At 71.6% G+C, this 24,807-nt stretch carries 19 protein-coding genes and 1 tRNA gene; 15 read left to right on the top strand and 5 right to left on the bottom strand.

What is annotated here, in order from left to right; genetic code table 11:
* The first annotated feature begins 271 nt into the window (after positions 1 to 271).
* From AB0412_RS33695 to AB0412_RS33680, 4 genes are all read left to right on the top strand, one after another.
* Complete coding sequence (locus AB0412_RS33695; RefSeq protein ID WP_366406408.1) at positions 272 to 1,246, top strand: chlorinating enzyme; 975 nt, start codon at positions 272 to 274, stop codon at positions 1,244 to 1,246.
* A gap of 53 nt (positions 1,247 to 1,299) precedes the next feature.
* A complete protein-coding gene (locus AB0412_RS33690) occupies positions 1,300 to 1,527 on the top strand; it encodes a phosphopantetheine-binding protein (protein WP_366406407.1) in 228 nt (75 codons plus the stop codon).
* 122 nt (positions 1,528 to 1,649) lie between these two features.
* Entirely contained in the window at positions 1,650 to 2,915 is a 1,266-nt protein-coding gene (locus AB0412_RS33685; RefSeq protein ID WP_366406406.1) for an aminotransferase class I/II-fold pyridoxal phosphate-dependent enzyme, read from the top strand.
* Entirely contained in the window at positions 2,905 to 3,759 is an 855-nt protein-coding gene (locus AB0412_RS33680; protein ID WP_366406405.1) for an alpha/beta hydrolase, read from the top strand. The genes AB0412_RS33685 and AB0412_RS33680 overlap by 11 nt, the downstream gene beginning before the upstream one ends.
* Positions 3,760 to 3,818: 59 nt before the next feature.
* Here AB0412_RS33680 and AB0412_RS33675 read toward each other — a convergent pair whose 3' ends face one another.
* Positions 3,819 to 4,322 carry an Lrp/AsnC family transcriptional regulator gene (locus tag AB0412_RS33675; protein WP_366406404.1) on the bottom strand — a complete coding sequence of 168 codons (504 nt, stop codon included), beginning with the start codon at positions 4,320 to 4,322 and terminating at the stop codon, positions 3,819 to 3,821.
* Between the two features lie 157 nt (positions 4,323 to 4,479).
* On the opposite strand from AB0412_RS33675, the gene AB0412_RS33670 reads away from it, so the two are divergent.
* The 4 genes from AB0412_RS33670 (at position 4,480) to AB0412_RS33655 (ending at position 9,831) form a co-directional block, all read left to right on the top strand.
* The gene (locus AB0412_RS33670; RefSeq protein ID WP_366406403.1) at positions 4,480 to 5,232 is read left to right on the top strand and encodes a thioesterase domain-containing protein; all 753 of its coding nucleotides are present in this window, start codon (positions 4,480 to 4,482) and stop codon (positions 5,230 to 5,232) included.
* Positions 5,233 to 5,296: 64 nt separating this feature from the next.
* Positions 5,297 to 6,283 carry a DMT family transporter gene (locus AB0412_RS33665; RefSeq protein ID WP_366406402.1) on the top strand — a complete coding sequence of 329 codons (987 nt, stop codon included), beginning with the start codon at positions 5,297 to 5,299 and terminating at the stop codon, positions 6,281 to 6,283.
* A gap of 175 nt (positions 6,284 to 6,458) precedes the next feature.
* Complete coding sequence (locus AB0412_RS33660; protein WP_366406401.1) at positions 6,459 to 8,219, top strand: BTAD domain-containing putative transcriptional regulator; 1,761 nt, start codon at positions 6,459 to 6,461, stop codon at positions 8,217 to 8,219.
* 85 nt (positions 8,220 to 8,304) lie between these two features.
* Positions 8,305 to 9,831 (top strand): hypothetical protein, encoded by a 1,527-nt coding sequence (locus AB0412_RS33655; RefSeq protein ID WP_366406400.1) that lies wholly within the window; start codon positions 8,305 to 8,307, stop codon positions 9,829 to 9,831.
* 111 nt (positions 9,832 to 9,942) lie between these two features.
* Here AB0412_RS33655 and AB0412_RS33650 read toward each other — a convergent pair whose 3' ends face one another.
* The 3 genes from AB0412_RS33650 to AB0412_RS33640 form a co-directional block, all read right to left on the bottom strand.
* Positions 9,943 to 11,283 (bottom strand): cation:proton antiporter, encoded by a 1,341-nt coding sequence (locus AB0412_RS33650; protein ID WP_366406399.1) that lies wholly within the window; start codon positions 11,281 to 11,283, stop codon positions 9,943 to 9,945.
* 46 nt (positions 11,284 to 11,329) lie between these two features.
* The gene (locus AB0412_RS33645) at positions 11,330 to 12,919 is read right to left on the bottom strand and encodes an amino acid adenylation domain-containing protein (RefSeq protein WP_366406398.1); all 1,590 of its coding nucleotides are present in this window, start codon (positions 12,917 to 12,919) and stop codon (positions 11,330 to 11,332) included.
* 114 nt (positions 12,920 to 13,033) lie between these two features.
* Positions 13,034 to 14,833, bottom strand: coding sequence for a 2-isopropylmalate synthase (locus AB0412_RS33640; RefSeq protein ID WP_366406397.1), 1,800 nt, complete (start codon positions 14,831 to 14,833; stop codon positions 13,034 to 13,036).
* A gap of 491 nt (positions 14,834 to 15,324) precedes the next feature.
* Here AB0412_RS33640 and AB0412_RS33635 point away from each other — a divergent pair, with 491 nt between their 5' ends.
* The 5 genes from AB0412_RS33635 to AB0412_RS33615 all read left to right on the top strand — a co-directional run bounded on the left by AB0412_RS33635 (position 15,325) and on the right by AB0412_RS33615 (position 20,757).
* Positions 15,325 to 17,082, top strand: a complete 1,758-nt coding sequence (locus AB0412_RS33635; RefSeq protein WP_366406396.1) for a BTAD domain-containing putative transcriptional regulator — start codon at positions 15,325 to 15,327, stop codon at positions 17,080 to 17,082.
* Positions 17,083 to 17,270: 188 nt separating this feature from the next.
* Entirely contained in the window at positions 17,271 to 17,546 is a 276-nt protein-coding gene (locus AB0412_RS33630) for a hypothetical protein (RefSeq protein WP_366406395.1), read from the top strand.
* Positions 17,547 to 17,573: 27 nt separating this feature from the next.
* Positions 17,574 to 18,155: a nitroreductase gene (locus AB0412_RS33625; protein WP_366406394.1), complete on the top strand. Its 582-nt coding sequence runs from the start codon at positions 17,574 to 17,576 to the stop codon at positions 18,153 to 18,155.
* 263 nt (positions 18,156 to 18,418) lie between these two features.
* Positions 18,419 to 19,456, top strand: a complete 1,038-nt coding sequence (locus AB0412_RS33620; RefSeq protein ID WP_366406393.1) for a ThiF family adenylyltransferase — start codon at positions 18,419 to 18,421, stop codon at positions 19,454 to 19,456.
* Positions 19,453 to 20,757, top strand: coding sequence for a hypothetical protein (locus AB0412_RS33615; RefSeq protein WP_366406392.1), 1,305 nt, complete (start codon positions 19,453 to 19,455; stop codon positions 20,755 to 20,757). Before AB0412_RS33620 ends, AB0412_RS33615 begins: the two co-directional genes overlap by 4 nt.
* An 86-nt stretch (positions 20,758 to 20,843) precedes the next feature.
* Here the strand turns inward: AB0412_RS33615 and AB0412_RS33610 are convergent.
* A tRNA-Arg gene (locus tag AB0412_RS33610) sits at positions 20,844 to 20,916 on the bottom strand.
* Positions 20,917 to 21,236: 320 nt separating this feature from the next.
* On the opposite strand from AB0412_RS33610, the gene AB0412_RS33605 reads away from it, so the two are divergent.
* Both AB0412_RS33605 and AB0412_RS33600 read left to right on the top strand, forming a co-directional pair.
* Positions 21,237 to 22,844: a dynamin family protein gene (locus AB0412_RS33605; RefSeq protein ID WP_366406391.1), complete on the top strand. Its 1,608-nt coding sequence runs from the start codon at positions 21,237 to 21,239 to the stop codon at positions 22,842 to 22,844.
* 4 nt (positions 22,845 to 22,848) lie between these two features.
* Positions 22,849 to 24,783, top strand: a complete 1,935-nt coding sequence (locus tag AB0412_RS33600; RefSeq protein WP_366406390.1) for a YfjP family GTPase — start codon at positions 22,849 to 22,851, stop codon at positions 24,781 to 24,783.
* Positions 24,784 to 24,807 lie beyond the last annotated feature (24 nt).

The raw sequence follows: 24,807 nt of genomic DNA, 5'->3' as shown, positions 1-24,807 counted from the left end.
GCCGAGGGCGGTGTGCCGGCATCGACCGGCCGCGCCACGAATGCCGCCCAGCATCGGACGCGAATGACGGGCTGTCAACCCTCGTCTTATGGACGGCGGAGTGGCGGAAAAGCGTCGTTTCAGGGCGCGGGAACCGGCCGGAGGACGGCGAGGACGTGGCGAGGACAGTACGAGGACGAAGCCGCCGAGGATGGTCCACCGAAAGCACCACGAGTTGCACGCACGACTCCGACGAGCGCTTCGGGAATCATGGAAAGGACGTGACCTCGCGATGACCGAGACTCAGATCGGTCCCTCGGGTTCAGCTGTGGCCATTGCCGGCGACGCGATAGTCCCCGATGACATCAAGGACGACATCACGCAATTCATGCAGGACGGTTTCATCGGTCCGGTCAAGCTCTACGAACCGGACGAGGCCGCCGAGATCCTGCGCGAGGTACGCGTCAAGAACCAGGACACCACCCACTCGGTGTTCCAGAACAGCATGAACTACGACCGGCACCTGGACATCCCGGAGCTGTCGCGGCACGTCACGCACCCGACGATCCTCAAGTACCTGAACGCCATCCTGGGGCCGGACGTCCTGTCGTGGCGCACCGAGTTCTTCGCCAAGTTCCCCGGCTCCCGGGGCACCGAGTGGCACCAGGTCCGCGACTACAGCTACGCCACCGGCAAGCCCCAGCTGCTGCCGACGGAGACGGACTGGAACGCGTACATCGACATCACGGTGTGGACCACCTTCACCCCGGCGACCAAGCGCACCGGCTGCATGAAGTTCGTCCGCGGCTCGCACCGGGAGCGCATCTTCGACGAGAGCAAGTCGCCGGCGCGCGGCCGTGAGCAGCGCTACGACACCGACCACGTCACCACGTTCACCAAGGAGACGGGCTTCTACGGCTACGACTTCTCCGACTTCGCCGTGGACCCGAACTGGGAGCCGCGCCCCGAGGACGTCGTCGAGGTGGAGATGCAGCCCGGCGAGGCGCTGATCTTCACCGCCTCCTGCGTGCACGGCTCGCTGCCCAACATCACCGACCGCGAGACCCGGTTCGCGATCACCTCGCGCTATGTGCCGACGCACGTCCGCGTCTACCCGGACCAGGACTCCTACACCGCGCACGGCCAGGACTTCGATCTCGCGAACTACGGCGCCGTCGTGGTCTCGGGGCGCGACACCTACGGCCACAACCGGCTGCGGACGACCAACGCCCACGGTGAGCCGTTCGCCGTCAAGAACACCCACTGATTCGCCTGTGCCCGGCACGGTGATCCGGCCGGCGACGGCAGAGAGGACACAGCGTGATTCAGCAGAAGATCAGCAAGATCTGGGAAGACGCCCTCAAGCTCGACGACATCGCTGACGACGACGACTTCTTCGCCCTCGGGGGACACTCGCTCATCATGGCCGAGATCCAGGGGGCGATCACCAAGGAGCTCGGGGTCGAGGTGCCGATGGACGAGCTGTTCCGGCACTCCACGATCAGGAGCATCTCCGACCACCTCGAGTCCCGGGTCGCGGTGTCCTGACACCCGCCCACGACCGCGCGGGGGACACCGGGAGGCACCGGTGTCCCCCGCGGGGCGCGCTGCGACGCATTTCAGCGCATCGATGCATCGTTGTTCGAGCTGTCGAACGGAAGGATCAGCCGGTGGAACTCTCCTCGCGGGGCGCGAAGATGGGCGGCCTGTCGGGCATCCGCAGCATCATGGAGGACATCGCCCTCGCCGCGTCCGGCACCTCCGGCGGAACCTGGGTCAATCTGAGCCCGGGCAACCCGGCGGCCATCGAGGAGGTGACCGGCACCTGGCGCCGGCTGCAGGAGGAGTCGCTGGCCCGGCGCTTCGCCGAGAGCAGCGGCCGGTACGGGCCCTCACGCGGCTCCGACCAGCTCGTCGACACGATCGTGCGCTACTTCAACCGCCGCTACGGCTGGGACATCACGGCGGAGAACGTCCTGGTCGGCGCCGGCTGCCAGATGCTGGCGTTCATGGCGACGTGCGTCTTCACCGGCCCGTACCCGGACGGCGACCGGCGCCTGGTCCTGCCGTCCGTCCCCGACTACACCGGTTACCAGGGACTGAGCATGGACGAGGGCGGCATCGTCGGGGTCGCTCCCGGAGTGGAGCTCCTCGACGACCGTCTCTTCCGCTACACCTTCGACCTGGAGGCGGTGCGCCGGCAGCCCTCGATGGGGATGATGCTGGTCTCCAGCCCCGGCAACCCCACGGGCCGCAGCATCCGGGCGGACGCGCTGGCCGGACTGATGGAGATCGCCGAGGAACGCGACGTCCCGCTGTTCCTGGACCACGCGTACGGCGATCCGTTCCCCGGGGTGGCCCAGACCTCGGTGGATCCGCCGCTGCACCCCCATGTCATCAACTGCTTCACCCTGTCCAAGGCGGGCGTCCCCGGCGAGCGGCTCGGATTCGCCATCGGCCCGCGGGAGGCGATCGACGCGATGCTGTCGTTCACCGCCAACTCCCATCTGCACGCCCCGCAGCTGATCCAGGCGACCGCACAACGGGCGATCGCCTCGGGCGCCCTCGACCGGCTCACCACCGAGGTGATCCGGCCGTATTACCGGAACAAGCGCCTGGTGGCCGAAAAACTGCTGCACGAACTGCTGCCCGACACGGTCGACTGGCGGCTGCACGCGACCGAGGGCGGAATGTTCTGCTGGCTGTGGATCGACCACGACTGGTTCGACGACCTGGTCCTGTACGAAGCGCTCAAGCGCAAGAAGGTCTTCGTCGTCCCGGGCCGCCACTTCTTCGTGCCGCCCTTCGACACGCCCTTCCTCGCGGAGCACGCCACCCGCTGCGTGCGCCTCAGCCTGAGTCCCGACGAACCGGTGATCGCCGAGGGGATCCGGCGCCTCGCCACGGCACTGGAGGAGATGCGCGGTGCGCACTGAAGACGTCCGCAGGGACGGCCTGGTCCTGCGCGCCGCCGTCTGCGGGGACGACGACCGGCCGGCCGTGCTCTTCGTCAACGCGGTGGGCATGGAGAACGCCCTCCTCGCCGGTCTGGGCGAGCACTTCCGTGCCCACGGGCTGAACCTCGTCACCTGGGAACTGCGCGGCAGCCCGGGGCCCGAGGGCCCGGCGGCCGCCACGCTGGAGGACCATGTCGCGGACGCCCTGGCCGTCCTGGACACCCTCGGGCTCACCCGGGTCCATGTGGCCGGCTGGTGCACCGGTGCCTCGATCGCGCTGTTCGCCACCCGTGCGCTCGGCGCGCGTGCCCTGTCGTTCACCTCGGTCGACGGCGCCCTGCTGTTCGACGGGGTTCCAGGGGCGCGGCTCGGCAACGCGGTGTTCGACATGTGCGCGAAGATCGCCGCGGACACCGGCCGCGCCGGTTTCTACCACGAGGCGGTACGTCCCCGGGGCAACGAGTCCGCGGTGCTCGGCGTCTTCGACGAGGAGCTGACGGTCATGCTCACCCGCCCCTACCGGCGCGACGTCGCGACGCTGACCAGGTTCGCCTCGGGAATCCACGCGACCTGCGACTACGACCCGGCCGCGGCCTGTGCCCGGTTGTCCGTCCCGTCGCTGTTCATGGCCCGCGAGGACGACGAGATGGTGGGCCACCGCAACGCGCGCCGGGCGGCCGAGGCGGTCGCCGGGGCCCGGCTGTCGGTGCTGCCGAAGGGCGGCCACTACGCGCTGTTCACCGATCCGGCCGGTTCGGCGGCCGAGATGGCCGCGTTCATGCACGCCGTGGCCCGCACCGGGACCGGGGCGCCGGCCGCCTGAAGGCCACGGCCCGCTCGCGCTCGCCGCCCTGTGCCTGAGCCCCCGGCGCGCCCGGCCCGTCAGCTCCAGGGGCTCTCGGAGCGGCGGCGCTTGGGCTTGGGCGCGAGGATCTCGACCGGTCGCCGGCGCAGGTGCTCGTAGACCAGCGAGGCGTGCAGGTCGGCGACCGACGGGAACTGCGCGATGCGGTCCAGCACGAAATCCTCCAGATGCTGCGGGTCCTGGACGGCCACCAGGACCTGGAAGTCGTTGCTGCCCGACACCACGAACACGTCGAGGACCTCGCTGAGGCCGAGCGCGAACTCGCGGAACGACTCCACGGCATGACGGCTCTTGGGGTGGATCCGTACCGCGATCATCGCCTTCAGGCCACGCCCCAGTGCGTCCAGGTTCACCTCGGCGGTGTATCCCGTGATCACCTCGTTCTGCTGCAGTCCCTTGACGCGTTCCAGGCAGGTGGAGTCGGCGATCCCGAGGGTGCGGGCGAGCTCCCGGTTGGAGCGGCGCGCATTCTTCTGAAGCTCCAGCAGCAGGCCCTGGTTGATCTCATCAAAATTCGGCATGACCTCCAAGCTACCGCAGGAGTTTCGGGGCTGGTGGAAAGAAGCTGCAAGAGCTGCCAGGCTTTCTGCTGTATCCGCCAAGGTGCGCGAACCCGCTGCCGCGGGTCGGCTCGGCTGTCCGGACTCCCCCCGGCCCCCCTCGAGCAGAAAGGCGATCATGACCACGCAGCCCACGCAGAGTCCCTGGCTGCCGTTCGGCACCGCCGACCACGCGGACATCCGGCTGCTCTGCCTGCCGCACTCGGGTGCGGGGGCCTCGGCCTACCGGGCCTGGGGCGCCGGCCTGCCCGACTGGATCGGCCTCTGCCCGCTCCAGCCGCCGGGCCGCGAGACACGCAGGCACGAGGCCCCGTTGAGCGAGGCAGGCCCGCTGGTGGCCGCGCTCGCCGAGGACGTCGCCACCGCCGTCCGCGCCCCGTACGCCGTCCTGGGCCACAGCACCGGGGCCATCGCCGCGTTCGAGCTGTGCCGGCGACTGCGGCGGATCGGCGCGCCGGAACCGGCCCACCTCTTCGTCGCCGGGCGCCGTGCCCCTCAGATCGCGGAACGCTCCTCCCGGCTGGGCGAACTGACCATCGAGGAGCTGGCCGACGTCCTGCGCCGGCACGGCGGCACCCCCGACTGGGTCCTCGACGACCCGGGGATGCTGCGGATGCTCCACCCGCTGCTCACCGCCGACTTCGCGGTCAGCGAGGCCTACGCGTACACACCGGAACCACCGCTGGACATCCCGATCACCGCCTTCGCCGCGACCGACGACCCGAGGGCGGGGGTGGCCCAGCTGGCCGCCTGGCAGGCGCAGACCACGGGGACGTTCACGCTGCACGAGCTGCCCGGTGACCACTTCGCCGTCCTCGCGCACGCCGACCGGGTGCACGCCGCTGTCGCCGCCGCCCTGCGAGGGGTGTGACGGCCGGGCGCCGGCCCCGCCGCGCCCGCCACTGGACATCGAACACGAACGAGAGTGATCCGACATGAAGAACAAGACGCTCGGAGCCTATGGGTGGCTGCTGTTCACCATGGTGCTGTGGGGCAGTGCCTTCCCGTCGTCGAAGTACGCGGTGGAGCATCTCCCGCACGAGGTCGCGGCCTTGTTCCGGTTCGGCGGGGGCGCCCTGGTGCTGTTACTGATCACCGCCGTCCGGCGGTCGCAGCAGGCCCCGCCGCTCAGGGCCGTCATAGGCGCCTGCGTGGCCGGTCTCGTCGGCGTCTTCGGCTACAACGCCCTGTTCTTCTGGGGCGTCACCATGGCTCCGGCCAGCGACGGCGGCGTCATCTTCCCCGCGTTGACCCCGGTCATCACCACCGCCGCCCTGATCCTCGCCGGACGCGAGTCGGCGCGGCCGGTGCGCATCCTCGGCCTCGTGGTGGGCGTCGGGGGCGCGGCGCTGTTCTTCGTGACGACCAACGCCCATGGCACAGGCGGCGCCGACCGGCTGACGGGCGACACCATCTTCCTCGTCGGTGCCGCGGTCTGGTCCCTGTACACGCTGCTCAACCGCAAGCTGGTGATCGGCATGGACCCGGTGCAGGCGGTGATGTACGCGACCGTCGCCGGTTCCGTGGCGCTCGCGGTCATGGCGGCACCGGAGTTCGGCGACGTCGCCTGGAGCGGCCTGTCCGGCGGCTTCTGGGTCAACGCCGTCTACCTCGCCATCGGTCCGACCGCCGTCGCCTACCTGCTGTACGTGCGCGGGATCCGCGACGTCGGCGCCTCCACGGCCTCGGTGATGATGTTCGCCGTCCCGCTGTTCAGCACCCTGTTCTCGTTCATGTTCCTCGGGGAGTCGTTCACCTGGACGCAGGGCGCCACCGCGCTGCTCATGATCGGCGGCGCGTTCATCGCGGTGATCAGCGGACACCGGTCCGCTCCGGCGACACCCGCGGGCGACGAGGACGGGGCCGGGGACGGCGACAAGGACGGGGACGGCGAGGCTCTGGTCGAGACCGGCGCGCGATGACGCACCGGCCCCGCACACGGCACACCAAATCACCAGTCCATTTCCGGAAACGATCCTGGAACGGCCATCGACGTTTGGGAGGTTCGGGGGTCCGGTGTTGGAATTTCGCATTCTGGGTCTGCTCGAGATGTGGTACCACGGAGAACACTTACCGGTGTCCGGCAGAAAACGGCAGATGGTTCTCAGCGCCCTGCTGCTCGCCGACGGCAAGCCGGTCCCTCTGAACCGTCTGATCGACGCCGTCTGGGAGCACCGGGCGCCGATCACCGCCGCCAAGCAGATCAGAAACGCCGCCTCCGATCTGCGCAAACTCCATCCTGAGCTCGCCGAGCGGCTCACCCTGGTGGGAGACGGCTACCGGCTGAGGCTGGACGGGTGCCGCCTCGATTCCGACCGCTTCGTGGAACAGACCTCCCGCGCCCGGGAATTGCGCAAGGCCGGACGCCTCGAGGAAGCGCGGGAGGAATTCCACGGGGCCCTGCTGCTGTGGCGCGGTGCCGCACTGACCGGGCTGACCAGCCCGGTGCTGCGCGCTCAGATCGCCGGGCTCGACGAATTGCGCCTCGCGGTCATGGAGGAACGGATCGAGCTCGACATCGCGCTGGGCGACCACGAGTCGGTCATCGGGGAACTCTCCGCATGGGTCGCGGAGAATCCGCTGCGCGAGCGGCTCGTCGCCCAGTTGATGATGGCGCTCTACCGCTCCGGGGCGCAGGCGCGTGCGCTCACCGTGTACGAACAGACGCGCCGGGTCCTCAAGGAGGAACTCGGCGTCAGCCCCGGGGCGGAACTGCAGGAACTCCACCGGCACATCCTGCTCAGCGACCTTCCCGCCGCGCCCCGCACCCTGCCCGTCGCCCGGTACAACAACCTGCCGGCCGGGGCCGTGCACTTCACCGGCCGGGTTCGGGAACGGCGGCTGCTGAGCGACGTGGTGCACCGCCACGGGGCGGGCGGCCACTCGTACTCCGCCGCCCCGCCGGTCATCGCGATCGACGGCATGCCGGGCAGCGGCAAGACGGCCCTGGCCTTGCACGCCGCGCACGAGTTCACGCCGCTGTACCCCGACGCGCAGCTCTGCGTCGACATGGCGGCCTGCGCGGTGGAGGACCGGCCGCTGGACCCGAAGGCCGCCCTCGGTGTCCTGCTGTCCGGCCTCGGGGTGCCGCCGGACTCCGTACCGGTGGGGGTGGAGGAACGCGCCGCGATGTGGCGCCGGCTCCTCGGCGACCGCCGTGCGCTGATCCTGCTCGACAACGTCGCCGACACCCAGCAGATCGTGCCGCTGCTGCCCGGCGCACCGCACTGCCTGACCATCGTGACCAGCCGCACCCGGCTGACCGACCTCATGGCCACCTGCCAGCTGACGCTCCAGGAGATGTCCCTCACGGAGGGCCGGGAGCTGTTCGGCCGGATCGTCGGGGACGAGCGGGTGCGTCAGGAGCGCGACGCCGTGGATCTCGTCGTCGAGGTGTGCGGCGGTCTGCCGCTCGCGATCCGGCTGGCCGCGGCCAAGCTGCGGCACCGCCCCTCCTGGTCCGTCGCGTACCTCGCCTCCCGGCTCGCCACCGGCAGGCAGCCGCTGCGCCTGCTCGAAGCGGAGGACGGCGGCCTGACCGAGGTGTTCCGCCAGTCCTACGAGGGCCTGACCCCCAGTCAGCAGCGCGTCTTCCGGCTGCTCGGCCGGCTCCCCGGCGACCACATCGAGACACACAACGTCGCCGGTCTCGCCGGGCTGTCCCTCATGCACGCCGACACCCTCCTCGAGTCGCTCGTCGACGCCCATCTGCTCACCACATCCACCCCGGGGCGCTATGTGGTCCACGAACTGCTGCACGCGTACGCCGTCCAGCTCGCCGGAGAAGCGGCCCTGGACCCCGTCCCGCACCGGTCCGGCCTCCGCGCCGAGCCGGTGCAGGCCGTGCCCTGCCCGTGAGAGCGCGGCGACACGGCCCGCAAGCCTGCCTCGGAACCCTCCGGGGCACACACCCGAACCATCTCTCATCGCATTGGAGTCATGAGTGAGGAGCACAATCGTCCTGGTCCTTCGCGATCCGGAATCGGCCGCGGTGAACCTCCGCAGCGAGGCCTGGGGTGCGTACCTGTGCCGGCTGCGTTCCGCCGAGGGCGCGGACGCGACGGTGGCCACGGGCGCCGCGAGTTCCGGTGAGGCGGTGACCAGGCTCGCCGAGGCGGCGACGCTGGTCGGTACCGACAACGAGGTGCGCTACGTCCCGACCCGTGCAGCCCGCGACCGGGTGGCCGCCGACGACGACGGCGCCTGGCCGCAGTCCACGGTGTCCCGTCATCGCAAGCTGATCCGCCGGTCCGTCGGCGCCCTCTTCGAGTTCCCCCTCGAGCCCCGGGCCGAGACCGGCCCCGACGAGCCGGCGTCGCTCACCACCTTCGTCACCGACTGGACGGGACTGCCCAGCTCCTGTGCTGTCGCCGTGCACCCCGGCCACCCGCTGAGCACCGGTCTCGGCCCGGGCGAGCACGCCGCCTTCACCGGACGCTTCTGCCGCCATCCGCTCACCGGCGACCTGCTGCCCATCTGGGTGGGCGACTGGGTGAAGCCCGAGTTCGGCACCGGAGCGGTCCTCCTCAACCCCGGGCACAACCTGCCCGACCTGGAGTTCTGCCGCAAGGTCGGCCTCCCCGTCCGGTTCTCGCTGGCGCCGAGGGACTACGACGGCTCCCCGGCGGACTGGGTGAAGCCGCCCTACATCAAGTCCGGCCACGCCTACCGGTCCGGCTCCGCGGACGGACTGCCCTTCGACGAGGCCAAGAACGTGTACTTCGCCGCCGTCGCCGAACGGGGACTGGTCGTGGAGCACACCGACTCCGGCATGGGCACCTTCCGCATCGCCACGGTGACCCCCGAGGGCGGTACGGACGTGCCGTGGGACCCGCGCCGCCGGACGGTGGCCCGCACAGACGCCGACGACGGACCGACGCTCGGCCTGGACGTCTCCGGTGTGCTCAGCGCGGTGGAGGAGCACGTGCGCTCCGCCGACCTCACCGTGGTCACCCCGTCCACCCGGGTCGAGGACGACCTGCTGGCACTGCGGCTGCTGCTGGCCGAACCGGGCCTCGCGCCCGAGGGCAAGAACGCCCCCGAGGTCGTCGTCGTGGGCAACGCCCAGCCGGCCAAGGGCACGGACCCGGACACCCCGCAGGAGGTACTGAGCCTCGCGCTCCTGGTCAACGCCGCCCCGCTGGACACCCTCTCGGTCAAGCCCCAGCACATCGAGCCCTCCCAGCGTTTCCTGACGGTCCACGAGGCCCTCTGCGCCCGCGACCTCACCGCGGGGCCGGAACGCTCCGGCGAGGTGTCCAAGGCCGCCGGTCAGATCAAGGGCCTGCTGACCCGGCAGGACCTCAAGCAGGCCTTCACCCAGCTGTACCGGCTGCAGAAGAACCTGGCGAAGAGCGAGACCCTCAGCGAGCAGGACGCCGTGTGCTACGCGGCTCTCGCGCACGTCCTCGCGGGCGTGGCCACGCCGTTCGGCCAGGAGGCGCTGAACAGCGCCTGGGCGGCCGTCTGACGGAGCGCGGGGGAGGCGGGGGCCAGGAGCGGTCCTGCCACCGCCTCCCCGCGACGGGCACGTCCGGCGCGTGGCCAGTTCCTCGGTGACCGCGCGCGCTCCGCGAGTGTCCTACCCGTCGCCTTCCTTCCGGGAAGAGAGATCGACCAGGGAGCGGGGCTCGTCCCGCCGGGCCGGACCGCCGGGCCTCGACGCCTCCGACGGCCGGTGGAAGCGGTCCAGCAGGGGTCCGGTCATCACCGTCGTCACGATCGCCATCACGACCATGGCGGTGAACAGTTGACCGTCGAGGACACCGAGGCCCAGACCGACATTGAGGATGACCAGCTCCGTCAGCCCGCGGGCGTTCATCAGCACACCGAGCACGGCCGCCTCCTGCCCCGTGGCTCCTGTCAGACGTGCTGCGCCCGCCGCCCCGAGGAACTTGCCGGCGACCGCGACCACGAGCACGGCCAGCAGGATGACCGCGCCGTGGCCGCCGAGACCGCCGACGTTCACCGACAGACCCGTGACGACGAAGAAGACCGGCAGCAACAGCAGGCTGGCCTGCTCGATCCGCTCGGGTACCTCGGGAGCGCTCGCGTCGACCTGCGCGCGAGGGACCACGGCACCGAAGGCGAACGCCCCGAACACGGCGTGCAGTCCGACGGCCTCGGTGGCCCAGGCACTCACCAGGAGGCCGACGACCAGCACGGCATGGGTGACCATGCTGCCGGACCATGTGCGCTCCGGTGCCAGGGCCCAGACCAGGGCGGGGCGGACGACCCAGACCAGACCGGCCAGCATCGCGGCCGAGACGATCGCCATGCGCGCGAGCGGCCAGGGACCGGTGCTGTTGGCCAGTGCCACGACCACCGCGAGGATGATCCAGGCCAGGAAGTCCTGGATCGCCGCGCAGGCCACCGCCACGGCGCCCGTACGGTCCTTGTGCAGGCCGCGTTCGCTGATGATCCGGGCCAGGACCGGGAAGGCGGTGATGGACATCGCCGCTCCCAGGAAGAGGGCCGGCACGAGCAGACCGTCCGTCTTCATGTCCGAACGGTCCAGCCAGGGGGCCAGGGCCACCGCCAGCCCCGCCCCCAGGGCGAACGGCAGCGCCACCGAGCCGAGCGACACGGCGGTGATCCGGCGGCCCAGATGGCGCAGATGCGAGGTGTCGAACTGGTAGCCGATGCCGAACATGAAGAGCACCAGCCCGAGTTGGGACAGCACTTGCAGATACGGCCTGACGTCCTCGGGGAAGAACAGATCGACCGGGTTGCCCGGCAGCAGGCCCAGCAGGCTGGGCCCGAGCACGACACCGGCGACGATCTCGCCGACGACGACCGGTTGCCGGACCCGCTGGGCGAGTCTGGCGAAGACGAACGCCGCGGCCAGCACCAGCGCCAGTGCGCTCAGCAGACCCGCCGAGATCCCGGGCGCGGGGGCGGCGGCGAGGGTGAGTGTTGCCAAGGTCCGACTCTCCCATGTCGAAGGACGGAAGACGCTCCGAGCGGGGCTAGCTCCTCGCGTCTGCCATGGGGGCGTTCTGCTGAAGGCTGCCCGCCAGGGCCTTGCGGTCGATCTTGCCGTTGGGGTTCAGCGGGAAGGTCTCCCGCGTGACGAACTGCTGCGGCACCATGTTCCGCGGCAGCGTCCCGAGCAGATCGCGGCGCAGCGCACGCTCGTCGAACCGGTCCGCCGCGGGGATCACCAGGGCCACGAGGCGAGTGTCGTTCTTCCCCGAGTGCACCGGCACCACCACCACGTCCCGCACGTCCTGATGGCGGCGCACGGCGTGCTCGACGTCGCCGAGGTCGATGCGCATCCCGCGGATCTTCACCTGGTGGTCGAGGCGCCCGACGACCACGAGTTCACCGGACTCGGTCGCACAGCCCTGGTCACCGGTGCGGTAGAGCCGTACGGCCGTGCCGTCCCGTTCGACGGTGACGAACCTGGCCCGGGCCTCGGGGCCCGCGTTCAGATAGCCGGCCCCGACACTGACCCCGGAGATGCAGATCTCTCCCACCTCACCGGCCGGCAGCTCCTTCAGGTCGCCGTCCAGGATGTGGATCTCCGTGTTGTACACCGGGGGGCCCGCGGGCATCGGGCCTGCGGTGTAGGAGGCGTAGTCGACCATACGGTGCGAGGAGGCGACGTCCGTGCACTCGGCCACGCCGTACTGGTGCAGCAGCAGGCAGGTGTTGCCCTCGCGGGTCGCCCACTCGCGGACCCGCGCGGCGGACATCGGCTCGCCGCCGATGAAGACGTACCGCAGCCCGGTCAGGACGTCACCGCCCGTGTCCGTCTCGCGGTCGACCAGGAGATACAGCGTGCTCGGCGCGCAGTGCAGGGTCCGTACCCCCAACTCGCCGATGAGCCGGTAGGCCAGCGCCACGTCGAAACTCCGGCTCGGCAGCAGGTGCAGCGGCGCGCCGGTGAACAGCGGCGTCATCAGGCTGCGCTGACTGATGTCGAACCCGAAGGAGCTGACGAGGAGATTGGCCGACTCATGGTCCAGCCCGTACTCGACGGTGAGCCAGTTGAGCAGGTTGAACCAGCCCTCGTGGCGCACCGCCGTGGCCTTGGGCGTGCCCGTGGATCCGGAGGTGAAGACCACGTAGCACAGGTCGCCGGAGTCGATCGGCACCGACGGGTCCGTCGCCGCGAACCGTTCCAGTCGCAGCGCGGGATCCTCCATGTCGACGACCCTGCCGTGGAGTCCGTCCACGAGTGCCCGTGTCTGCGCGCCGGCCGCCACCATGCGCATCCCCGGCAACTGGGAGATCATCAGCCGCAGACGTTCCTCCGGGTAGGAGGGATCCAGCGGCACATATGCGGCGCCGGTCTTCAGGACGCCGAGGATGGTGGACACGAGCACGCTCGAGGAGCGGTCGATGCACACGCCGACCACCGAGCCGCGTGTGACGCCCGCCGAGGACAGATAGTGGGCCACCCGGTTGGCGCGGGCGTTGAGTTCCCCGTAGGTGAGCCGCTCGTCGCCGCAGGTGAGGGCCGTCCGGTGCGGATGCCGGGCGGCGTGCGACTCGAAGACGCGGTGCGCGATGCGCTCGTCCGGCAACGGGACCTTGGCGCCTGTCAAGACCATGTGATGTTCCTTGTCGGATCGATGCGGTGCGTCGGAAGGATGGGGTGCGTCGGCACGACGGGGTGCGTCGGATCGACGGGTGCGTCGGACGCCGCGGTGCGAGACCGGAGGGCGTCAGACGGCGCGCGTACGGTCGCCGTGGACGCGGTTGACGGCGTTCAGTACCGCCGAGGCGGCGGCGGTCGCCGGGTCGGGGTGGAGGCCCGCGGCGTGGACGGTGTCACCGGCGTACGTCAGATGCGCGTAGGCGGCGGTGCGGCCGTCGGGGGTCGGGTGGGCGGTGTGCGCGTGCAGCGTCACCTCGTGGCCGCCGGCCCGCAGCGCGGAGACGGTGGCGACGACGCGGTCCTCACCGGTGCCGGTGAGGGACGACTCCTCGCCGTCCGGCCCGGCGAGGAACAGCCGGACCGTGGTGGTGGCCGCGTCGGCCCGCTCCTCGGTGATGTCCTTCAGCAGCAGCCAGGACCGGGGCTCCAGATAGGTCTCGGTGAAGATGTCCCACAGGTGACGGGAGGTCAGCTCGGTGCCCGTGCGGTCGGTGACGGCCTGGACCGTGCGGGCGAACTCGACCCGCAGCGGCCGGGGCAGATCGAGGCCGTAGTGGGCCTTGAGGACCTGGGCGATCCCGCCCTTGCCGGACTGGCTGTTGACGCGCACGACCGACTCGTACGTCCGGCCGACGTCCTTCGGGTCGATGGGCAGATACGGCACCTGCCAGGGCAGGCTGCGCGGGCTGGTTCCCCGGGCCGCCGCCTGGTCGTCCAGGGCCGTCAGCCCCTTGCCGATGGCATCCTGGTGCGTGCCCGAGAACGCCGTGTACACCAGGTCACCGACGTAGGGGTGGCGGGCGTGGACGGGCATCTGGTTGCACTCCTCGACGGTGCGGCGCACCCGGTCGATGTCGGAGAAGTCCAGCTGCGGGTCGACGCCGTGGCTGAACAGGTTCAGGGCGAGGGTGGCCAGGCAGACGTTGCCGGTCCGCTCGCCGTTGCCGAACAGCGTGCCCTCGACGCGGTCGGCGCCCGCCATCAGGGCGAGTTCGGCGGAGGCGACCGCGGTGCCGCGGTCGTTGTGCGGATGGACGGAGAGGATCACCGACTCGCGGCGGTCGAGGTTGCGGGACATCCATTCGACCTGGTCGGCGAAGACGTTGGGAGTGTCGGTCTCGACCGTGGTCGGCAGGTTCAGGGTGACCGGGCGGTCCGGGGAGGCGTCCCAGGTGGCGACGACGGCGCTGGAGACCTCCAGCGCGAAGTCCGGCTCGGTGACGTTGAACGTCTCCGGCGAGAACTCGTAGCGGAGGTTCGCGTCCGGCATCGCGTCGGCCAGCCGGGCCACGTGGCGCGCGGCGTCGAGCGTGTACGACTTCAGCTCCTGCGGTGACATCCGAAATACCACGTCGCGCCAGAGGCACGCGGTGGCCAGACACAGGTGCACCACGGCACGCCGTGCGCCGCGCAGGGACTCGAAGGTCCGCTCGATCAGTTCCGGGCGGGCGGGAGTGAAGACGACGATCGTCACGTCGTCGGGCACCCGGTCCTGGCGGATCAGCTCGCGGACGAAGGAGAACTCCGCCTCGCTGGCCGCCGGGTAACCGACCTCGATCTCCTTGAACCCCAGACTCACCAGCAGGTCGAACATCCGGCCCTTGCGCTCGGCGTCCATCGGATCGGCCAGTGCCTGGTTGCCGTCCCGCAGATCCACCGACGCCCACAGCGGGGCGTGCCCGATCACCTGTCCCGGCCAGTCCCGGGGCGCCGCCGTCCGCGGCACCCGGTCGGTCGCCCGGCCGTACCGCTCGAACGACATCCCCGAGCCGCGCTGCGCGTTCCACCACGGCTGCCCCGCCGCACGCGCACCGTCGCCCGCCGCCCGTGCTCCCTCGTCCGTACCCCGCGTCCCGGCCCCGGCCATACGCAATCAGCCTCCCTGAGCGATCCTTGACTCGACAACCGACCCGTCGACCGTCACCCCCGGCGTCCTCATCGCGTCCTCGGGCCATCCTCATTCCGGGGTCCGGCCGGCCGGTCCGGGGCGACGCGGCCGAAATGTCACGCACGGCGGAACGACCGAGTGCGCCCGAAGGGCGGAGAAGTCCCGGAACCGGCGGCAGGCAAGACGCCGGGCCCGCCGGAATTCAGCCATCTTTGCGAGGTCCGGTACCGCCCCGCACGTCCTGCGTGTTTGCCTGTCGACAGTGCCACCGGCAGAAGCGTGACGACCTGCGCAATCTCACTCCGTGAAAAGGTCCTTACCAATTCTCTGCAGGGAAAGTAGGCTCCTGGCGTGTTGTCGGAGCGCTATTTGACCAACTGTTCTCAAAAGGCTCGTAAAACGGGGGTGTCGTGGTGGAGTTCCGCATTCTCGGACCATTAGAGGTGCGTGCCGAGCATCATGAATTACACGTGTCAGGAGCCAAGCGGCAGGCGGTGCTCGGGGCGCTGCTGCTCGCCGACGGAAGCCCGGTGTCCATCGACCGTCTGATCGACATCGTGTGGGGGCCCGAGGCTCCGCCCACGGCCGCCAAGCAGATCCGCAACGCCATCTCCGACCTGCGCCGGATCCTCCCCGGGCTCGGCGAGGTCCTGCAGCTCGCGGGCGACGGCTACCGACTGGCGCTGGACGGCTGCCGCGTGGACGCGAGGCGGTTCACCCGCCGCGCCGCCGAAGCCCGTCAGCATCTGGCGGAAGGCCGCCGCGAGCAGGCTCTCGACGGATTCCGGGCCGCCCTCGCCGACTGGCGCGGCCCGGTCCTCGGCGGTCTCGACCGGCCGGCGCTCCAGGCGCAGATCGCGGCGCTCGACGAACTGCGACTGGTGGTCATGGAGCAGCGCGTCGAGCTGGAACTGGAGACGCGCAACGAGAAGTCAATTCTCGGTGAACTCTCCGTGTGGGTGAACGACCACCCGCTGCGCGAGCGTCTGGTGGCTCAGTTCATGCTCGCACTGCACCGTTCCGGAGCCCAGGCCCGCGCCGTCACGGTTTTCGAGCGGACCCGTCGCATTCTCAGGGAAGAACTCGGCGTCAGTCCGGGAACGGAACTCCAGAAGGCGCACCGTCTCATTCTCGGGGGAATTCCGCGCGCTACGCCCAAAAAGAACATCTCGTTCAGCCGCAACAATCTGCCGGCCGTCGCGGCGCACTTCACCGGCCGGGCCCGGGAACAGCGGATCATGCAGGAGGTGGGCCGCTCCGCGCAGACCAGGCCCCCGGCACGGGGATCCGGTCCCGAGATCATCGCGATCGACGGCATGGCGGGCATGGGCAAGACCACTCTGGCCCTGCGCGCCGCACACCGGTTGACGCCCCTGTACCCGGACGCCCAGCTGTTCGTCGACCTGCAGGGCCACGCTCCGGCGGGCGGCCCCCGGGAAGCGGGCGCGGCGCTGGCGATGCTCCTGTCGGAACTGGGCGTGCCGCCCGAGGGCATTCCTCGCGGACTGGAGGAACGTGTCGCCGTCTGGCGCCGCATGCTCGCCGGTCGCCGGGCGCTGATCGTCCTCGACAACGTCACGGACACCAACCAGGCCCGCCCCCTGCTGCCGGCCGCCCCCGGCTGCCTCACCGTGGTGACCAGCCGGAACCGGCTGATGAATCTCATGGCGAGCTGTCATCTGACGTTGCAGGAGATGTCCCAGTCCGAGGGGCGCGCACTGTTCGGCAAGATCGTCGGCGACGACCGGCCGCTGAGGGAGCCGGGCGCGGTCGAGGACGTGGTGGAGCTGTGCGGCGGCCTGCCGCTCGCGATCCGGCTCGCCGCGGCCAAACTCCGCCACCGTCCCTCCTGGTCCGTCGCCTACCTGGCGTCCCGTCTCAGGGTGGGCAGACAGTGGATGGTCACCCTGGAGGCGCAGGGGGACAGCCTCGCCGAGGTGTTCCGCCAGTCCTACCGGGGGCTCGGCGAGGACCAGCGGCACATCTTCCGCCTGCTCGGCCATGTGCCCGCCGGCGCGATCGACGCGCGGGTCGTCGCCGCGATCGCCCGCCTGTCGGTGCCGCACGCCGAGCGGCTCCTCGAATCGCTGGTCGACGCCCATCTGCTGAGCGCGTCCGGACCCGATCGCTACGCCATCCACGAGCTGCTGCACTCCTACGCCGCGCAGCTCGCCGAGGAGGAACCGCCGCTGCTTGCGGAGCCCTCCGCCGAGATCCTCAGCACGTGACACCGCACTCGCGGAGCACATGAGGACGCTCCGAGGACGGGCTGAGGACGACGACGGCGACGCTTCATCAGGTGACCTCGAGTCACGGGATCCGGTGCCGTCCGCGTGCCGTTCGCCCGGTGTCGTCGGAGCAGGTGTGCCCTCGGGGCACGTACGAGAGGAAGCATGTGGGATCACAGCGTCTGACCGTGACGGACACCGGCCACCCGGCGGTCCTTCCCCTGGTGCCGGGTGTCGTCGACGGCGTCGTCGCCGCGGTGACCGACACGGACGGCAGCGTCGCCCTGCAGATCAGGATCAAGTTCCCCGGCGCGGGTCACGACCGCAGCGACCGGATCGAGGTGGTCCTCGAGCCGGAGCACCGGGAGGCACTCACCCAGGTGCTGCTGGCCGCCGCGCGGCCGGCCGGCGCCCCCGTCCACCACCTCCCGCTGATTCCCTGCTCGGTCGGCGTCGGCGCGTAGTCCCGCTCGCTCACGGAAGGGCTTGAGATGGAGACCCTGGAGACAGTGCTGACTCGGCGCAGCGTCGGCCGTCTCACCGAGCCTGCCCCCGACGACGGGGAGCTGCTCGCCCTGGTGGAGGCCGCGATGACCGCCCCCGATCACGGCAGGCTGCTGCCCTGGCGACTGATCACTCTGCGCGGCGAGGAACGCGCCGAACTGGGCAGGACGTTCGCGGCGCGGGCGGGAGACGACCCCCTCGCCCGCGAGCGGGCCGCCGCCAAGCCGCTGCGCGCGCCGCTGCTCATCGCCATCGTCTTCTCGCCCGTGGCTCACCGCACCGTTCCGCGCTGGGAGCAGCTGGCGTCGACGGTGGCGGCGATCCACACCCTGACCCTGCTGCTGCACGACCGCGGCTACGCGTCCATCTGGCGCACCGGCTCCCTCACCCGGGACACAGCGGTGCGCACCCTGCTCCGGCTGGACCCGGGCGAACAACTGCTGGGCTGGCTGTACACGGGGACCGCCGTCGCCGCCCCGCCCCCGCGCCGGCTGCCGGACCCACGTGCCCGGATCCGGACGCTCAGCCAGATCGAGGTGCCGCACCTGCAGGTGGAGGCCTGCTGCTGAGGCCGTACCCCTGATGCTGCGTCACCACCCCGAGCTCGTGGCCGGCCGGTCCGGTCACGTGTGCCCATGCCCGACGAGCCACGAAGGGAGGAGTCAGTCATGAAGGTCACCCGCGTGTACGAGGACGGTCTGGTCAAGGAGTGGCACGGCAACGTCATCTGACGCCCGCCGCCCACCTGTGCGCTGTGGCGGGGGACCCGCGCGTCCTCCGCCACAGCGCCGTCACCGTGCCGCTGCGCACCCGACAGAACAGGAGACACACGATGCGGCGTCCCAGGATCAAGGAGTTCCTGCGGATCCATCAGGTGGCGGGGGATCCGCACCTCTACATCGGGATCGGCCCCGAGAAGGTGCAGATCGCCGACCCCACCGAGGACATGATCGCCTTCACCCTCGCCCTCGACGGTGCCCTCACCCGTGACGAACTGCGCGCACGGTTCCCGGAGACGGACGACTGGCTGGCGGCCCTCGACGCCCAGGGCGTGCTGGACGACGCGGCGGCCACCCCGGACCTCGCACCGGACGACCTGCGCCGCTGGAGCCGGCAGATCAACCACCTGCGCCTGTACGACCGTCCAGGATGGGACGGGTACGAGGGCATGCGCCGGCTGCGTGCGGCCCGCGTCGTGGTGATCGGGACGGGAGCGGGCGGTACGACGCTGCTGCGGCTGCTGAACGCCGCCGGGATAGGCACCCTGGAAGCGGTCGACTTCGACACCTTCGCCGAGGAGAACCTGCCCACGCACCCGACCTTCGACGAACAGGACGTGGGCGTCCCGAAACTGCAGGCGCTGGAGCGTCATCTCGCGCTGCAGAACACGCGCTCACGGTTCGTGCCCCACCACACGCGCATCGAGTCCGCCGACGACATCGTCAAGCTCGTCGACGGCGCCGACTTCTTCTTCAACGCCTACGACCGCCCCCGCAACCAGGCGATCCGCTGGTCGAACGAGGCGAGCCTGCGCACCGGTGTGCCGTTCGGCCAGATCGGCATCACGGACAAGGGCGCCCGGGTGGGCCCCACCATGCTGCCGGGGCGGACTCCGTGCATGGAGTGCGTCGGCATCCGCGATCTGACCATCCTGCGTCCGGAGAAGTCGGGCAGCCTCACCGGAACGCTGGTGGCCATGGTGGCCGGTATCGCCGTCAACGAAGTGATCGGCCTGGTGTCGGGCGCCAAGTCGACCTCCCGCACCGCGGGCAGGAGCCTGTACGTCAACACCGAGACGCTCACGTTCGACTTCACCGAGTTCTCGTTCCGGTCCGGCTGCCCGTGCCAGAAGGGCCGGCCACCGCGGTGACCACGGCTCAGCGCTCCTCCGCCCCGGCCCCCGGTGAGGCGACGGGAGCCGGTGTCGTCCCGCTCGCCCGGTCCTGGCTGCCCACCGCTCTCGGCTCGTCCATGCTGGCCTGGGAGATCCCGCTGGTGGTGGCGGTCGTCGGCCGGATGCCCGGGGGCGCGCCGGCGATGGCGGCCCTGGGCGTCGGCCTGTCGGTGCTGTTCGTGGTCAACTCACCGGCCCTGGCGCTGGCCCCGCTGGTGGTCGCCGAGTCGGCCCGCCGCGGTTCCGGTGAGCTGCTGCGGCGGGCGCTGGCGACCGGGGCGCTGGGCTGTGCCGTGCTGCTGGGCCTGGCACTGGTGCCGGGCCTGTCGACCGGGTTCCCGGCGCTGCTGGGTCTGCCGGAGGATCTCCGGGCCGACTTCCGGCTGTGCCTGCTGGCGTTCGCGTCCGCGCCGCTCGCGGTGGCGGTGCGCCGCCATCTCCACGGCCGGCTGATCGACAGCGACCTCACCCGGCCCATCGCGGTGGCCACGGGCACCCGGATCGGCGCCACCGTGCTCGCGGCCGTCGGGCTCTGGCAGGCGGGGGTGCCCGCGGCGGCGACCGGCGGGCTCGCCCTGTCGGCCGGCGCCTGGGCCGAGAGCCTCTGCCTGGGCCTGTCCGCCCGGCGTCTGGAGCCGGTACCGGCCCCGAGTGCCCCGGGCGGCGGAATCCTCCTGCAGCACGCGCGGATCACGTCCGGCGTGCTGCTCAACATGAGCCCCGCGCTGGTGACCACCGTCGTGATCGCCCGGTCCGACCAGGCCGCCGCGTCCCTGATCGTGTGGCCCGCTCTGTACGGACTGCTGTCCCTGGGCACCGTGCCGCTGTCCGACCTCGACGCGGTCGGCGCCGCGTTCCTGAAACGCTCCGGCGACCCGAGGGTGCTGCGGCGCTTCACCGCGCTCCTCGCCGGAGCGCTGCTCGCGGTGTCCCTGCTGGTCGTGCTGACCCCGCTGGCACGTCTGTACGTGGCCGGCTTCAGCAACGTCCCGGCCGCTCCCGCGGAGCTCGGGCTGCGGTGGCTGGCGCTGCTGACGGTCGCTCCGCCGCTGTGGGCCGTCCGCGGCCGGCTGCGTGCCCTCGCGATCGTCCGGGGGGCGACCAGGGCGCTGCCGCGCGCCGCGGCCGTGCACCTGGGTGTCTTCCTGGCGTCCGGCCTGCTGCTGCCCTCGGCGTCACTGCCCGGAGTGGCCGGCGCGGCACTCGCCCTCGTGGCCGCCCTGGCCGCCGAGACCCTGGCCCTGCGCTTGATGACCCGTCGGCCGCCGACGGCATGATTCCCGGGAGGCGCTTGCCCTCAGGGCGATGCGCGGTGCGCCGGACATGAAAGAGACCAGCGCTCGCGCTGGTCGGAGGGTGTGCGCGCCCCCGGCAGGACTCGAACCTGCGGCCAAGCGCTTAGAAGGCGCCTGCTCTATCCACTGAGCTACGGGGGCCGGTGTGGTGGCCTGGCGTCGTGGTTCCCGGGTGTGGCGGGTCCCTGACGTTGCCGGGGACAAGGATAGGGCTCCCGCGTCCTTGCCCCTGTCGCCTCGCCTCCATGGCTCGATGTGGAGGTTCGGTGAAGCGGTCCTGATAATCGCAGGCGGGTACGAATCGTGCACCGCTTTTGGCGACTCGCGCATCGGGTGTTGTGCACTCGTTATGCCTGGAGTGCGCCCCTGTCCCAGTCATCCTTTCTGTCCCTTGCGTCCAGTCGGCGCGCAGACATGCTCATATGCTTCAGAATTCCCCTAAAATTGGGCATTCTTCGCATGTGGTGACCTTGGACGTACGGCCTCAGCTGCTCGACGCACTCTCCGCCCTGCGCGAGCGTGTCGCCGCCGCACGCTTCCCGCTGCCCCTGGCGGGGGCTCCACGCGCGCGTGCCAACCGCGACGAACTGCTCGCGCAGCTCGACGACTATCTGGTGCCCCGGCTGCGAGACCCCCAAGCCCCCCTGCTGGCCGTCGTCGGCGGATCCACCGGGGCCGGGAAGTCCACCCTGGTGAACTCCCTCGTGGGCCGCCGGGTGAGCGAGGCGGGCGTGCTGCGGCCGACGACACGCACACCGGTGCTGGTCTGCCATCCGGAGGACCATCACTGGTTCAGCGGGATGCGCGTCCTGCCCGACCTCACGCGCGTGTGGGCGCACCGGCACGATCCCACCGACGACCTGCTGCTCCCGGGCGAGAACCCCGCGCGCGTGCTGCGCATCGAGACCGCCGACACCGTCCCGCCCGGCCTCGCCCTCCTGGACGCCCCCGACATCGACTCCCTCGTCTCCGACAACCGCGTCCTCGCCGCCGAGCTGATCTGCGCCGCGGACATCTGGATCATGGTCACCACCGCCGCCCGGTACGCCGACGCCGTGCCCTGGCACATGCTGCGCACCGCCAAGGAGTACGACGTCACCCTGGTGACCGTCCTCGACCGGGTTCCCCACCAGGTGATCGGCGAGGTGTCCCGGCAGTACGGCGCCCTGCTCACCAAGGCCGGACTCGGCCAGGTACCGCGCTTCACCGTGCCCGAGCTGCCCGAGTCGGCCTGGGGCGGCGGACTGCTGCCCGCCACCGCCGTGGCCGCGTTGCGCACCTGGCTCGTCCACCAGACCCAGGACCCCGCCGCCCGCCAGCACGCCATGGCCCGCACCGCCTACGGCGTCCTCGACTCCCTCGGCACCCGCATGCCCGAACTGGCCGGTGCCGCCGCCGCGCAGTACGCGGCCGCGCTGCGGCTCACCGCCGCCGTCGAGACCGCGTACGACAGCGAGCACACGCGCGTGCGGGGCCGGTTGCAGGCCGGCGCCGTGCTCGCCGGGGACGCCCTCAAGCGGTGGCGCGCCTTCCCCCTCGACTGCACCCCCGGGGAACTCCTCGACACCCTCGTGGAGAGCCTGGGCGAGCTGCTGCTGTGCGCCGTCACCGCCGCCGACGAGCGCATCGACGACGCCTGGCGGCGCGAACCGGCGGCGGCCGCCCCCGAGCTCGCCGCCCGCGACACGGCGGCGGAGAGCGCCGAGCACCGGATCGGACTGGCCGTACGGCGATGGCGGCGCGAGCTCGAGGAGTTCGCCGAGGACGAGGTGCGCGAGCTCGACCGCAGCGTCGCGCCGGACCCCGACGTGGTCGCCGCCCTCGTTGCCACGGCGCTGCTGGGCGGGCGCCGGGGGCGGGCCGCGGGGGAGCGGCTCGCCGAGCGGATCGGCGCGCACGGGGCGCTGCGGCTGCGCGACCGGGGCGGCCGGCTGCTCATCGAGCACGTGGACCGGATCCTGCACACCGAACGCGAACGCCGGCTCGCCCCGCTCGACGCGCTCGAGGTGCACCCGGAACCACAGGCCGAGCTCATCGCCGCGTTGTCCGTACTGCAGAAGGAGAGGTGATTCGGTGACCGCCGTCACTGACCAGGACCACACCGAGCACCCCGAGCACCCCGAGCACCCCGAGCACTCCGGGGACGCCGAACGGCCCCGGCCCGCGGAGGGCGAGAAGAGCCGCCCCGAGGCGGGCGGGTCCGGCACGGACGACGTCGGCGGCACGTCCGACGGGAACGCCGGCGAGCGGGCCGCGGACCGGTCCACCGGCGCACCCGCGCGTCGCACGGGCGACAGCGGCCCCTGGGACGACGGCCTCATCGCGCGGCGCGTGAACGAGACCACCGGATCCGAGCCGTACACCGTGACGGAGACCCGCCCGCCCGTGCAGCAGATCGTGACCCCGCTGTCGTACGACCCGCCGCTGCGGTCGCGGCTCGAGGCGCTGCGCGAACTGGTGGGCCTCTCGCGCACCCGGCTCGACAGCCGCACCCTCGCCGAGGCGGGCCGGGTGCTGGACGAGGCCGCCGCGCGGCGCCGGCTCTCCGGGCAGCACACCGTCGTCGCCATCGCCGGCGCGACCGGCAGCGGCAAGTCGCAGCTGTTCAACGCGCTCGCCGGGGTCGCCATCTCGGAGACCGGCGTCCGGCGCCCCACCACCGCCGCGCCCATCGCGTGCAGCTGGAGCGACGGCGCGGCGAGCCTCATCGAACGCCTCGGCATCCCGCCGCGCCTGCGGCGGCGCCCGCTCCAGGCGGGACCCGACGCGGACGAGCAACTGCGCGGACTGATCCTGGTGGACCTGCCCGACCACGACTCCGCCGCCGTGCAGCACCGCGAGCAGGTGGACCGGGTGCTGCGCCTCGTCGACGCGGTGATCTGGGTCGTCGACCCCGAGAAGTACGCCGACGCCATCCTGCACGAGCGGTATCTGCGGCCCATGGCGGCCCACGCGGAGGTCATGTTCGTCGTCCTCAACCAGATCGACCGGCTGCCCGGCGAGGCCGCCGAGCAGGTCCTGGACGACCTGCGGCGGCTGCTCGACGAGGACGGCATCGCCCTCGGCGAGTACGGCGAGCCCGGCGCGACCGTGCTGGCGCTGTCCGCGCTCACCGGCGACGGGGTCGGAGAGCTGCGCGAGGCGCTCGGGCAGTTCGTCGCCGAGCGTGGTGCCCCCTCCCGCCGCATCGCCGCGGACGTGGACATCGCCGCGGCCCGCCTGTGGCCCGTCTACGCCACCCGCCGCCGCACCGGGCTGAGCGAGGAGGCGCGGGAGGAGTTCTCGGCCCGCCTCGCGGACGCCGTGGGCGCCACGGCGGCGGGCGAGGCGGCCGAACGGGCCTGGCTGCGCAACGCCAACCGGGCGTGCGGCACCCCGTGGCTGCGGCTGTGGCGCTGGTGCCAGGAACGCCGTGAGCCCCCCACCGGACGGCATGCCGCACGCGTGCAGCCCGACGAGGAGGCCACCGCCCGGCAGCGCGTGGAGCAGGCGGTGCGGACGGTGGCGGACCGTGCCTCGGCCGGACTGCCGGCTCCGTGGGCGCAGGCGGTGCGGGAGGCGGCCGCGCGCGGCTCCCAGGGGCTGCCGGAGGCGCTGGACGAGCTGGCCGTGCGGGCGGGGCTGCCGCCGGGGAGGCCGCCGCGCCCCGGGTGGTGGCCGGCCGCCGTGCTCGCCCAGGCGTCCATGACGGTCCTTCAGTTCCTGGGCGGGTTGTGGCTGCTGGCCCAGATCATCGGGGTGATGTCGCCGAACCTGGGAGTCCCGGTGCTGCTGATGGTGATCGGCATCGTGGGCGGGCCGCTCATCGAGTGGAGCTGCAAGATGGCGGCCAGAGGGCCCGCGCGGAGGTACGGGACGGAGGCGGAGAGACGATTGCGGGAGGCGGCGGCCGGGTGCGGCCGGGCCCGGGTCCTCGATCCCGTGGCGGCGGAGCTGCTGCGGTACCGCGAGGTACGGGAGCGGTACGGGCGGGTCGCGGGGGTGGGGGCCGGCGCCGGGGGGAGGTGAGGGCGCCGGGGAGGCGGCGAGGGC

The sequence above is a fragment of the Streptomyces sp. NPDC052012 genome (genome assembly GCF_040689265.1).
GTDB lineage: Bacteria > Actinomycetota > Actinomycetes > Streptomycetales > Streptomycetaceae > Streptomyces.
The sequence above is the reverse complement of the archived record's forward strand: the minus strand, read 5'-3'. Positions and strand labels throughout refer to the sequence as shown.